This window comes from Acidithiobacillus marinus (assembly GCF_002847505.1).
Taxonomy (GTDB): domain Bacteria; phylum Pseudomonadota; class Gammaproteobacteria; order Acidithiobacillales; family Acidithiobacillaceae; genus Acidithiobacillus; species Acidithiobacillus marinus.
Genome location: NZ_MXAV01000033.1, coordinates 57,441 through 70,000, shown reverse-complemented (window position 1 = coordinate 70,000; position 12,560 = coordinate 57,441). Strand labels below are relative to the sequence as shown.

The 12,560-nt window shown below is 55.5% G+C and carries 11 protein-coding genes; 7 read left to right on the top strand and 4 right to left on the bottom strand.

Annotation, left to right across the window (positions count from 1 at the left end):
• Nucleotides 1-74 precede the first annotated feature (74 nt).
• Nucleotides 75-770 (top strand): VIT1/CCC1 transporter family protein, encoded by a 696-nt coding sequence (locus tag B1757_RS07650; RefSeq protein WP_101537749.1) that lies wholly within the window; start codon nucleotides 75-77, stop codon nucleotides 768-770.
• Between the two features lie 25 nt (nucleotides 771-795).
• A complete protein-coding gene (gene pgl / locus B1757_RS07645) occupies nucleotides 796-1,506 on the top strand; it encodes a 6-phosphogluconolactonase (protein ID WP_101537748.1) in 711 nt (236 codons plus the stop codon).
• Nucleotides 1,507-1,539: 33 nt separating this feature from the next.
• On the opposite strand, the gene B1757_RS07640 is transcribed toward pgl, so the two are convergent.
• Genes B1757_RS07640 through glgB form a run of 3 tightly spaced genes read right to left on the bottom strand, consistent with a single transcriptional unit; the run spans nucleotide 1,540 to nucleotide 5,128 of the window.
• A complete protein-coding gene (locus B1757_RS07640) occupies nucleotides 1,540-2,469 on the bottom strand; it encodes an SPFH domain-containing protein (protein ID WP_101537747.1) in 930 nt (309 codons plus the stop codon).
• A complete protein-coding gene (locus B1757_RS07635; RefSeq protein WP_101537746.1) occupies nucleotides 2,445-2,906 on the bottom strand; it encodes an NfeD family protein in 462 nt (153 codons plus the stop codon). Before B1757_RS07635 ends, B1757_RS07640 begins: the two co-directional genes overlap by 25 nt.
• Before the next feature lie 29 nt (nucleotides 2,907-2,935).
• Nucleotides 2,936-5,128 carry a 1,4-alpha-glucan branching protein GlgB gene (gene glgB, locus B1757_RS07630; RefSeq protein ID WP_253253769.1) on the bottom strand — a complete coding sequence of 731 codons (2,193 nt, stop codon included), beginning with the start codon at nucleotides 5,126-5,128 and terminating at the stop codon, nucleotides 2,936-2,938.
• A gap of 193 nt (nucleotides 5,129-5,321) precedes the next feature.
• Here glgB and glgC point away from each other — a divergent pair, with 193 nt between their 5' ends.
• The 5 genes from glgC to murI are packed head-to-tail and all read left to right on the top strand — an operon-like array spanning nucleotide 5,322 to nucleotide 12,107.
• Nucleotides 5,322-6,629, top strand: a complete 1,308-nt coding sequence (glgC, locus tag B1757_RS07625) for a glucose-1-phosphate adenylyltransferase (RefSeq protein WP_101537745.1) — start codon at nucleotides 5,322-5,324, stop codon at nucleotides 6,627-6,629.
• 3 nt (nucleotides 6,630-6,632) lie between these two features.
• Nucleotides 6,633-8,333 carry a glycoside hydrolase family 57 protein gene (locus tag B1757_RS07620; RefSeq protein ID WP_101537744.1) on the top strand — a complete coding sequence of 567 codons (1,701 nt, stop codon included), beginning with the start codon at nucleotides 6,633-6,635 and terminating at the stop codon, nucleotides 8,331-8,333.
• Nucleotides 8,334-8,337: 4 nt separating this feature from the next.
• Nucleotides 8,338-10,359, top strand: a complete 2,022-nt coding sequence (locus B1757_RS07615) for an alpha-amylase/4-alpha-glucanotransferase domain-containing protein (RefSeq protein WP_101537743.1) — start codon at nucleotides 8,338-8,340, stop codon at nucleotides 10,357-10,359.
• Nucleotides 10,352-11,302, top strand: a complete 951-nt coding sequence (locus tag B1757_RS07610; RefSeq protein ID WP_101537742.1) for an ROK family protein — start codon at nucleotides 10,352-10,354, stop codon at nucleotides 11,300-11,302. The genes B1757_RS07615 and B1757_RS07610 overlap by 8 nt, the downstream gene beginning before the upstream one ends.
• A 10-nt stretch (nucleotides 11,303-11,312) precedes the next feature.
• Nucleotides 11,313-12,107: a glutamate racemase gene (gene murI, locus B1757_RS07605; RefSeq protein WP_101537741.1), complete on the top strand. Its 795-nt coding sequence runs from the start codon at nucleotides 11,313-11,315 to the stop codon at nucleotides 12,105-12,107.
• Here the strand turns inward: murI and B1757_RS07600 are convergent.
• Nucleotides 12,095-12,427, bottom strand: coding sequence for a hypothetical protein (locus B1757_RS07600; RefSeq protein WP_101537740.1), 333 nt, complete (start codon nucleotides 12,425-12,427; stop codon nucleotides 12,095-12,097). The genes murI and B1757_RS07600 overlap by 13 nt on opposite strands.
• Nucleotides 12,428-12,560 lie beyond the last annotated feature (133 nt).

Sequence of the window (12,560 nt, the reverse complement as noted above, 5' to 3'; positions counted from 1 at the left end):
GACCTTCATCATAGACCCAAGCACCAAAGATGAGCTATCTTGCTCCATCACTAAATTCGACAGTAAAACCAGCGATGGACAACAACCACTCTGAAAATCACGAAAAAAATACTGGCTGGCTGCGCGCTGGCGTTCTCGGCGCCAATGACGGCCTGCTTTCTACTGCCGGTTTACTCAGTGGCGTCATTGCCGGTCAGGCCAATCATGATCAGATCCTGCTGGCTGGAGTAGCCGCTTTATTATCTGGGGCCTTGTCCATGGCTGCGGGGGAATATGTTTCCGTGAGCTCCCAGCGTGACAGCCAGAAAGCGCAACTGCACCAGGAAGCCCAGGAAATTCGTAAAAACCCCGAGCTGGAACAACTGGAACTCTGCAAAATCTACATGGATCGGGGCCTGGATGAAGCATTGGCCCGCCAAGTCTCTTTTCAGCTGATGCAACAAGATCCTCTTGAAGCGCATGCCCGGGAAGAACTGGGACTGACAGAAGTGGCCGAGGCGCGCCCACTTCAGGCGGCCATGGCCTCCGCCATTTCCTTTATCAGTGGTGCCCTACCCCCCGTTCTGATCAGCACGTTCATGCCTCATGCCTATGCATTAGCGGCCTTATTTATCATCACCCTGATCTTGCTGGCTCTGTTGGGCGGGATTTCGGCACGCATCGGCGGAGCCCGGATCCGCGCCGGAGCGCTGCGCGTGCTATTCTGGGGGAGTGTGGCCTTGGCGTTTACGGCACTGGTTGGTCATCTGCTGAGCCAAGCCATCAGTTAGGCTTTCGCATCAGGAGGAGTCCAGCATGCTTCGAGAAAATGCTGCACCAAGGTGGCATATATATCCCGATAACGCAGAAATCAGCACTCGGCTGGCTACGGCCGTCACCCGGATCGCCGCTGAGGCCATCGCCCGGCGCGGCGCTTTCCATCTGGTGGTAGCCGGTGGTAATACACCACGTGCTGCTTATGCCCGCTTACCCACGCTGGGAAACGACTGGCAGCGCTGGCATATTTACCATGGTGACGAGCGCTGCCTGCCGGTAGAAGATGCTGAACGTAATAGCGTAATGCTGGAAGACACGTGGTTGTCACAAGTGCCTATCCCCCGCACCCAGATTCATCACATCCCGGCAGAAAAAGGCGCACGAGAAGCCGCCCGGATTTATGCCGAAGTCCTGCCCCGGCAACACTTCGACCTGGTTCTTCTCGGTTTGGGCGAGGATGGACACACGGCCAGTCTGTTCCCCGATCACGATTGGGGCCGGGACAAACACACACCCGCTACCCTGGCTATTTTTGATGCGGCCAAGGCTCCGGCGGAGAGAGTCAGCCTCAGTGCCTGGCGCTTGCGACAAACACGGGCCTTGTTTTTTCTGGTTTGTGGCGCTGGCAAACAAAATGCTCTGCGGGCCTGGCTGCAGAACGCGGCTATTCCCGCTGCGGCAGTGGGCAGTGACGCCGATGTGTGGCTGGACAAGGCCGCCTGGCCGGAAATGCTGCCCGAAACCCAATAAACGGCAACAGGCGCCCGCCCCGCCGCCCGCAAGCTATTCGCTGACGCTGGCCTGGGACTGCTTGACCATGGACAGCGCCGTGCCCACCAGGGCACCCACATTGCCCAGATCTGCCGGGATGACCAGACTGGTGCTGCTCTTGGCCAGGTTCCCCCACTTTTCGATATAGTCCTTGGCTAACTGCATTTGCAGAGCCTCGAAACCACCCGGCTCATGGGCGGCTTCGCCAATCACGCGGATGGCCCCAGCCGTCGCCTCGGCGACCAACTTTATGGCCGAGGCTTCGCCTTCAGCGCGCAATACTTCAGCCTGCTTGCGCCCATCGGCCACATTGATTTCCTGCTGGCGTTGGCCTTCTGAGGTATTGATCTGCTGCTGCCGCTGGCCTTCGGATTTGGCAATCATGGCGCGCTTTTCACGCTCGGCAGTAATCTGGAGTTCCATCGCCCGGATGATTTCAGCGGGCGGGGTAATGTCCCGAATCTCGTAGCGCAGCACTTTTACGCCCCAGTTCAGCGCCGCTTCATCCACCGCAGAGGCTACGGCGGTATTGAGCAACTGCCGTGAAGAAAGGGCCACATCCAGGTGCAACTTGCCGATTTCCGAACGCATGGTGGTCTGGGCCAGCTGGATGACGGCGGTAAAAGGATTGCTGGAACCATAGGCGGCCTTCACCGAATCGGTAATCTGCAGATAAAGTACCCCATCCACCGTCATGGTGGTGTTATCCAGTGAGATACAGGCCTGAGCCGGCACCTCCATGGGTACTTCACGCATATCAAAGCGAAAGGCCACCCGATCCAGAAAAGGAATAATGAAATTCAGACCGGGTTCCAGAATGGTGTGATATTTGCCCAGACGTTCGATAACCCAGGCGCGTTGTTGCGGCACTACGCGGATAGTGGTTCGCAGAATCAAAAATGCGGCAACAATGACAATCAGGATGATGATGAGGGAGGACATAGAGACTCCTTGACGGCATCTTGCCGAGGTAATACGCCTAAATGTAGCAGGTTATCGGTCTTGCCAACGATCACCGCACGATCGCCCGCACAGGGAGCTGGGCCATCATCCACCACCGCCATCCATTCACTTCCCCGATAACGCACCGTATAGTGCTCGTTCTGGTCCGGGCCGGCAATGACATCGACCCCCTGGCCCAAATCAAAGTCCTGCAAATCCTGGACCTTACTGGCCAGATGATGACGAAAACCCATGCCGGCAGGCAGCAGCACCAGACAAAAGCCCAGAAACACCCAATGTAAAATGGTTCCGGGCAACAAGAGCCCGGTAATGGCCGTAAATAAGGCCGCCAATGCCACTGCCGCCAGATAGAAAGTTCCTGTAAACAGTTCGGCCACGCCAGCCACAAAAGCAATAATGACATAGACGAATAACATGGTAGTCACCTTTCAGCGCCGGCAACGACTCATTCGCGCTGCAAAAACAAAGCCCCCAGCGGTGGCAGGGTCATTTCCAGAGAACAGGGCAGGCCCATCCAGCTGAAAGACTCTGCCTGTAAAGAGAGATTACCCACATTGCTACCCTGGTAGGCGGCGGCATCACTATTGAAAATTTCCCGATAAACTCCCGACTCCGGCACCCCAATGCGATAGTTTTGTCGTAATACCGGCGTAAAGTTGAATATTGCCAGAATAAATCGCCCCTGCCGGTCGCGTCGCAGAAAACTGAGGATGGATTGATCGGCATCATGGCAGTCTACCCAGGAAAAACCTTCTGCAGCAAAGTCCAGATCATGCAGCGCCGAACTGTCCCGGTAAAGATGGGCGAGGTCCCGACACAGACGTTGTATTCCCTGGTGCCAGGAAATTTCCAGCAAGTTCCAGTCCAGAGATTCCCCACATTGCCATTCCTTGCCTTGAGCAAACTCATTACCCATGAAATTGAGTTTCTTGCCGGGATGGGCATGCTGATAACTCAGCAGCAAACGTAAATTGGCAAAGCGTTGCCAGGTATCCCCGGGCATCTTGTCGAGCAGGGAGTGCTTGCCATGCACCACTTCATCATGAGACAGGGGCAGAACAAAATTCTCGGCGTAGGCATACAACTGACTGAAAGTCAGATCATTCTGATGAAAGCGCCGATAGACCGGGTCCTGCTGCATATAGGACAGGGTGTCATTCATCCAACCCATATTCCATTTCATGGAAAAGCCCAGCCCCCCCACATAGGTCGGGCGTGACACCATGGGCCAGGACGTGGACTCCTCGGCAATGGTGAGGATGCCGGGATAGCGCTCATTGAGCACCACATTCATTTCCCGGAGAAACTCAATGGCCTCTATATTTTCCCGCCCTCCATACTGGTTGGGAATCCATTCACCGGCATTCCGGGAATAATCGCGATAGAGCAGAGAAGCCACTGCATCCACTCGCAAGCCATCAATATGGAAGCAGTCCGCCCAATAACAGGCATTGGCCAACAGGAAGTTGCGCACCTCATTACGGCCAAAATTGAAAATGTAGGTTCCCCAGTCCCGATGTTCTCCTTCACGAGGATCTGCATATTCATACAAAGACGTCCCGTCAAAACGCGCCAGGCCCCAGTCATCCTTGGGAAAATGCCCCGGCACCCAATCCAGCAGTACCCCGATTCCCGCCTGATGAAAGCAGTCGACAAACGCCCGGAAATCATCGGGGCTACCAAAACGACTGGTCGGCGCGAAATAACCGCTGACCTGATATCCCCAGGATTCATCCAGGGGATGCTCCATCACCGGCATCAGTTCAATATGGGTATATCCCATATCCTGCACATAGCTCAGCAAGCTCTCGGCCAGTGCGGTATAAGTCAGGAAGTGACCATCGGCATCGCGCTGCCAGGAACCCAGATGGACTTCATAAATATTCATCGGCGCATGTTGCCATTCGGCCTGCATCCGCGCTGTCATCCAGTCCTGATCGTTCCAGACATGCTGACTTTCCACCACCCTGGCGGCTGTGCTTGGCCGCTTTTCAAAGGCATTGGCGTAAGGATCGGTCTTGACAAACACCGCTCCGGAATCCCGATGGCGAATTTCAAACTTGTAGATTTCTCCCAACTCCAGGCCGGGAATAAACAACTCCCAGAGCCCGCTCATTCCCCGCACCCGCATGGGGTGATAGCGACCATCCCAGCGGTTGAAGTCACCAACAACACTGACCCGTTCGGCATTAGGCGCCCATACAACAAACAACACGCCATCAACCCCTTCATGGCTGCGGCGATGCGCACCCAGATGGCGATAGGCCTCGTACAAGCGTCCCTCACTGAATAAATATACTTCCAGGTCACCCAGCACCGGGCCGAACACATACGGATCATAAGCCTCGTGGGTGCCCAGAGCATCCTGCCAACGACATCGATAGGGCACCGGGAGCATGTCTCCGCCATGCACAAACACCCCATCAGGATGTTGTCGCGTCATAGAAACCCTGCCTTTAGGGGTCTGTATTTCTACCTGGGTAGCGCCCGGCAAAAATACCCGCTGTATTCCCTGTCCTGCAGCGTTCCGGTGCTGCCCCAACCAGGCAAAGGGATCATGATGACGGGCTTCTCGAATCGCCGTTTCTTCAATATCCACTAGTTGTTCGTCATGCTTAAAAGGGGCCTTTGGATTCACCACGATCTCCTTTTCATGTTTTTGATTGGGGAGCAGCTCTCATTTGAGCATAACACATTGGCGTAAAAGTCCACGGATACTATTTCTGCCCTTGCCGCCATACCTCAAGTTCAGTACCTTAAAAGCGAAAGCACAGGGAATCCTGTCTATACTCCAAGTCAGGTTAGCACCAGTGCCCGATAAGGAGAGCAGCATGTCCGAAGAAACCCAGAGTGGCCTCAGCAATTCCCCGCGCTTCGTCAGTAATCTCACCAAAAACACCCTGGCCCTGGTTCTCGCCGGTGGTCGTGGCAGTCGCCTCGGACCGCTTACCGATTGGCGGGCCAAACCGGCCGTACCCTTTGGGGGGAAATTCCGGATCATCGATTTCTGTCTCTCCAACTGCATGAATTCCGGTATCCGCCGTATCGGCGTTCTGACCCAGTACAAGGCTCACAGCCTGATTCGCCATATTCAATTGGGTTGGGGGTTCCTGAGGGGCGAATTCAGCGAGTTCATCGAAATTCTTCCCGCCCAACAGCGCATGAATACCGGCTGGTACAAGGGCACCGCCGATGCCATCTTCCAGAATATCGACATCTTGCGCGCCCACCGCCCCCGCTATGTGATCGTCCTTGCCGGCGATCATATTTACAAAATGGATTATGGTCAGATGCTCGCCGAGCATGTGCAAAGCCAAGCCGACATGAGTGTGGCCTGCATCGAGGTTCCTCTGGAAGAAGCCAAGGGATTTGGTGTGATGACTGTCAATCATGAAGATCGCGTCACTGGCTTTACCGAAAAGCCCAGTGATCCGACTCCGACTCCCAACAATCCGGAGCGGGCTCTGGCCAGTATGGGGATTTATGTATTCAACACCGACTTCCTCTATGAACAACTCATTCGTGATGCCGACAGCCGCGAATCCAGCCACGATTTTGGGAATGACTTGATTCCGTACATGGTTCCCCGTTATCGGGTCATGGCCCACCGCTTCCGCAACAGCTGCATCAGCAGTAATGAAGGCAAGGCCAGCCGCTGCTACTGGCGGGATGTGGGTACCGTGGATGCCTATTGGGCCGCCAACATTGATCTTGTCCACGTCACCCCCGACCTGGATTTATACGACAGTCGCTGGCCGGTTTGGACCTACCAGGAACAGCTCCCCCCGGCCAAATTTGTCTTTGATGATGAAGGCCGCCGGGGCATGGCCCTGGACAGTATTGTTTCGGGGGGCTGCATCATCAGTGGTGCCACCGTACGGCGTTCTTTGCTTTTTTCGAATGTCCGCGTCAATGATGGCCACACCCTCATCGAAGACTCGGTCATCCTCCCCAATGTGCGGATGGGGGAAGGTGCCCGCCTACGTAAAGTCGTCGTGGACAAGGGCACCATCATCCCTGACGGACTGGTAGTCGGTGAAGATCCCGCCGAAGATGCCCGTCGCTTTTACCGTACCCCCAACGGGGTGACCCTCATTACTCCGGAATTACTCGGCCAGCAACTCCATTTTGTGAGGTGAGATATGCCCCCGGCACGCGCCCTCCATGTCATTTTCTGCTGGCACATGCACCAGCCCGACTATCGCAATGCTGAGGGTATCTACGCCCTGCCGTGGACTTATCTCCATGCCTGCAAGGATTACTCCGACATGATCGCTCATTATGAGGAAAACCCTCTGGCGCGAGGGGTATTCAACTGTGTTCCCATATTGGTCGAACAAATACAGGATTACAGCAGCCAGTTTGAAAGCGGTGCATTTCGTGATCCCTTGCTAAAGGCCCTGGCCAGTACCGATCTGAAAACCTTGAGTAACGAAGAACGTCATCAGATCATGGAGCAGTGCTTCCGGCTGGACCCGGAACACATGCTGAATCCCTTTCCCGGATATCGCCGCCTGCATGAAATCTATCTACGCATGCGCGAGGATCCAGTGGAGCTGTCTGACTATTTGTCCGTCCAGTTTATGGCCGACCTGCTTGTTTGGTATCACCTTGCATGGACCGGGGAAACCGTGCGCAGAAACAGTCCACTGATCCAGAATCTGATGAACAAGGGCCGTGGTTTCAGCCCGGAAGATCGTCAGGATCTCGTGCATTTTCTGGGTGATCTGATCTCCGGGCTGATCCCGCGTTACCGCGCCCTGGCCGAAGCCGGCCGTATCGAGATCTCCACCACGCCCTACTATCATCCCATTGGTCCCTTGATGCTGGATTTTGCGGCCGCGCGGGAAGCCGTCCCCGAAGCGCCCTTGCCCACTTCCCCCCATTATCCGGGGGGCCGGGAGCGCGCTCAGTGGCACATCCAGCGCGCTCAAGCCAGTCATCCTCAGCAGTTTGGTATTGCTGCCCAGGGCATGTGGCCGGCAGAAGGCGGGGTTTCGGCGGCATTCGTACAAATGCTGGGAGAGGCCCAGGTCACCTGGACCGCATCGGGCGAAGGCGTGCTGACCCATAGCCTGCTGCGCAGCGATACGGATGCCGCTCCCCGGGGTCGTACCGAGTATTTGTATCGCGTTTATCGTTTAAATGATCAGGGACCGGCTTTGTTTTTTCGGGATGACGCCCTCTCCGACACCATCGGTTTTGATTACAAGACCTGGTTCGGACATGATGCCGTTACCGATTTCATGCACAAACTGGAGTCCATCTGGCGACAGACAGAAGATCAGGAGCATCCCGTCGTCAGTGTCATTCTCGACGGGGAAAATGCCTGGGAATACTACCCTTATAATGGTTATTATTTTCTCTCGGAGCTGTACCGCTCCTTGTCCAATCACCCTCATATCAAAATGTGCACCTTCAGTGACTATGTGCAGGACCATCCGGAGGCCATCCAGAATCTCACGGGTCTTGCGGCAGGAAGCTGGGTATATGGCAATTTCAGCACCTGGATTGGCGATGGCGCTAAAAACCGTGCCTGGGATCTGCTTTGCGCGGCTAAAAGCGATGTGGACCAGCATCTCAAGGCACTCAGTCCCGAAAAACAGGAAGAAATCATCGAACAACTCGGGCGCTGCGAAGGCTCGGACTGGTTCTGGTGGTTTGGGGATTACAATCCGGCGGACTCCGTGCGGGATTTTGATGATCTGTTTCGCATGAATCTGAGAAAACTATATATTTTGATGGAAATTTCTCCTCCAGAGACATTGAACGAACCCATCAGCCACGGTGGGGGTTCGGCAGAATCCGGCGGCACCATGCGCCGCACCCATACAGAAGGATGAATGTATGACCCACAGCACCCCCCTCCTCCTGGGCGTCCACGCCCATCAGCCGGTCGGTAATTTTCCCCATGTGATGGATGACGCCGTGCTGCGTTGTTATCACCCCTTTCTTGAGGCCATGCATCGTTTTCCGGAATTTCCCTGTGCCATTCACATCAGCGGCTGGTTGCTGGATTACATGCTGCGCGTTCATCCCAAGACGATGCAGCTTTTGCAGGACATGGTCCATCGTAACCAGGCAGAACTGGTGGGAGCCGGTGATACTGAGCCGGTGCTGGCGGCCATTCCTCACGCTGATCGCATCACCCAGCTGGAGGCCATGGCAGAACGGCTCGACAAGCACTTCGGACAACGTCCGGTAGGAGCCTGGCTGACCGAGCGGGTCTGGGATCCCAGTGTCGTCCCCGCCCTGCAGGAGTCGGGCATTCGCTATGTCATGGTCGATGATTATCACTTTCTCTGCGCAGGCGCCGCAGCCGACCAACTTGGCACTTTTCATCGCACCGAAGAAAATGGACAGGCGGTGGATGTATTCCCTATCTCCGAAGCCCTGCGCTATCGCCTGCCCTTTTCGGAAGCTGCCGCTGCCGTCACCTTTATTGAAGAAATCTCCCGACACAATCCCGGAAGCGCCGGGATTTATTTTGATGATATCGAAAAATTCGGTGTCTGGCCGGAAACCTACAGCTGGGTGTACGAAAAGGGCTGGCTGGAACAATTTCTCCGGGGTGTGCTGGATTCACCGCATATTCAACCGATGCGCTTCAAGGATTATCTGCAAGCCCATCGTCCCCAAGGCATCATCTATTTGCCCACCGTTTCCTATAGTGAAATGAATGAATGGACTCTGGCCCCCGACGCCGCCCGCCGTTATGCGGCTTTTCTCGAACAGGAAAAATCTGCGGGCCGCTTGGATGAACGCAAGTCACTGATTCGCGGGGGTATCTGGAAAAACTTCCTGACCCGCTATCCGGAATCCAACTGGATGCAGAAGCGTATGCTGCAATTATCCCAGCGCTTTCACGCCCTGCCCAAGCGCCAGCAAAGCAAACAGATGCGCGCTGATCTGCACGAGGCCCAGGCCAATGATGCGTACTGGCATGGTTTATTTGGCGGTATTTATCTGCCGCATCTGCGTCGTGCGGTTTATCATGCCATTGTGCGCCTGGAGGCCTGCCTGGATCAAATTCAGCCCCGTCCTGGCCTGCAATCCACAGATGTGGACATGGATGGACATGAAGAACTCTACTATCACAATGACCAGCAACAGCTCATTATTCGCCCGACACCCTCGGCCGCTGTGGTGGAATGGGATGCTTACGTCTTCCATCACAATCTGGGCGACACGCTGGCGCGCCGTGACGAAGCCTATTATGACAAAATCCGTCATGGTGCGGTGGAACATGCTGCTCCCAGTGAAGGGATTGCCTCTGCCCACGACCGCATCAGCTTCAAAACAGCCATCACCGCCGAAGACTTGGTGATGGATACGGCCCCCTGTCACAGCTTTCAGGAATGGCTGGATGATGCAGCAGTCAGCTATTCAGAAGGCCATACAGTGCAAAACATCCCCCATTTTACGGGCGGAATCGCCGACCGCTGGGCGGTCAGCAAAGGATACCATCTCTCAGAAAAAGGGTTGTTGGTGCAGTACCGCATAGAGTCTGCGCAGAGTAATCCGGACTCCCATCGCTTTCATTGCCGCCTGTATCTGGCCATGCCCAGTTGTGACGGCCCGGCCGGCCAGTTCTTTGCCGATGGTGTATCCCAAGGAGGCTTTGGCAGGCCCATTCAAGGCGAAAAAACCCGGCAGATTGTCCTGGACGATGCGGTCATGGGCGGAAAAATCCAGTTAAGCTGCAACCCGCCCGTGCGCTGGGAAGCGGCCCCTCATCTAACCGTCTCCCAATCCGAGGCCGGCTTTGAAAAAATCATGCAGGCTTTGCAACTGGATTTTTACTGGGATATAACGACCGGTATGATTCAAAATATCGAAATTTTAACGGAGCTGATCACCCATGACTGAAAGCCAGACCATTGGTATTGATATTGGCGGCACCAATTTACGCTTTGGTGTATTTCGGGGTCATGACTGTCTCCACAGCATTCGCCATGAAGTCGATCTGCGCGACAAATGTGCGGGAGCAGCCGATCCGGAAGCTGCCGCACAGCTGTTTACCGAATTGCTGGAGCAAGGTATCGCCGAACTTCGTCATCAATATCCCGAAGTCAGCCGGGTGGGGGTGGCCGTCCCCGGGTTTGTCAATGCGCGAGGCATATTACTGCAATCGCCCAATATTCCCCAACTCATCAATTTTGATCTGCAATCCGCTGTGCAGCAGGCCTGCCAACTTCCGGTACTGGTCGAGAATGATGCCAATGCCGCCGGTTATGGCGAATTCTGGGAGGAAAAACAGGACACTCCCGAGCTGCGCGATCTGCTCTATGTCGGGCTTGGTACTGGCGTGGGGGGCGGCTGGGTGCACGAAGACCGACCCTGGCGCGGCGAACATGGCACCGCCATGGAAATTGGCCATCTTATTGTGGTTCCGGGCGGACGCCGCTGCGGCTGTGGCAACCAGGGCTGTCTAGAACAATACGCCTCGGCACGGGGCATCCGTTCCAGCTATGTGGAACTGACAGGCACCGGTCCCGATACGGCGGTCATTGCGCAAATGGCCTGTGATGGCCGCCCCGAGGCCACTCAGGTATTTCAGATGGCCGGAGATTATTTGGGACAAGCTCTGGCGCACATTCTCAAAGTAGCCGATATTCGGGTCATTCGTGTCGGTGGTGGGGTCAGTGCCGCCTGGGATTGCTTTGCTCCGGCACTGCTGCAGCGTCTGGACGCCGACCTGATTCCGGCCTTGCGCGGGGGACAGATAGAAGTCAAACGCGGCAATGATGATGATCTTGCCGGCATGCGCGGCGTTGCGTTGCTGGCGGAACAGGAACTCAGCCTCGACTGAGCACTGAGTGATGCGTATTGGTGTTTTTGATTCGGGTATTGGTGGCCTCAGCACTCTGATTGCCTGTCTGCGTTATCTGCCCGAGGCGCATTTTCTGTTTTACGGCGACACCGCCCATAGTCCCTATGGGGACAAAAGTCCCGAGCAGGTGCGGCAATGGACTGAAGCCGCTTATGAATGGTTCATCCAAGCAGAAGTGGATGCGGTCGTGCTGGCCTGCAACACTGCTACCAGTGCGGCAGTATCTCCCATTCGAGAGTATGCCGATGTTCCGGTCATTGGCATTGAACCCGCCATCAAAAAGGCGCTGACTTTGTATCCCGAGGGCAAGATTCTGCTATTGGCCACCACCATGACCGTGGCGGGAGCCAAGCTGGAACAGTTGCTCGCCCAGCTACCCGATGCCCGGCAACGGGTCATGCCCCTTGCCTGCCCCGGTCTTGCGGAACGCATTGAATCACAGGGTGCCGACTGGCAGCAGCAGGTTCGGCAATACCTGCACCGGCAGGTGCTGCCGGCCTGTACGGCTGACATTCAGGCCATCGTCCTGGGTTGCACCCATTATTGCTGGATCCGCGACTTGTCATCAGGACTGGCAGGGCGAGCGATTCCTACCCTGGATGGGAATGACGGCGTGGCGCGGCAACTCTGCCGCAGACTGGATATTCCTCTGCAAACGGATGTCTGCCCAGAACTACCCGGAGCAGCATCCATCGATTTTCATTTTACGGCAGAAGCTGCGGCAAAAACCCAGGTGGCCAGGCAACTGCTGGCCGCCCATGGCATCCGGACTCAGTCGAGCTGAACGCCCTGATCCGTCAGCTTCACGCCATATTTCTTGGCTTGGGCTTCACCCTGGGCATACGCCAGGTTCGCTAGTTCTTCAGCATGCTTGGCCTTGACGACGGCTTCATCATATTTACCCGCCTTATCCGCAGCAACCGCCTCTTTGTAGATTTTAGGCGTGGAAAGCCATAAATAATGAACGGCAGATGTTTTGGCCATGGCCGTTTTTGCTGCAGACAAAGCCTGATGGGCATCTGCTGCCGTCACATTGGACGCCATGGCAAACCCCGCCATCAACAATGTTCCTGCCGCCACTACACTCATTATCACACGCTTCATAAATGCACCTCCCTCGGGCTTTGTTTGCCAATACGGACAATACTCCAGACGTTGTACTAGCAGGATTTGTTCCTTTTTTTGCATCCGACTGAATAAGCTCAACAATCCAAATCAACCAGAAGAATCCAGTAAC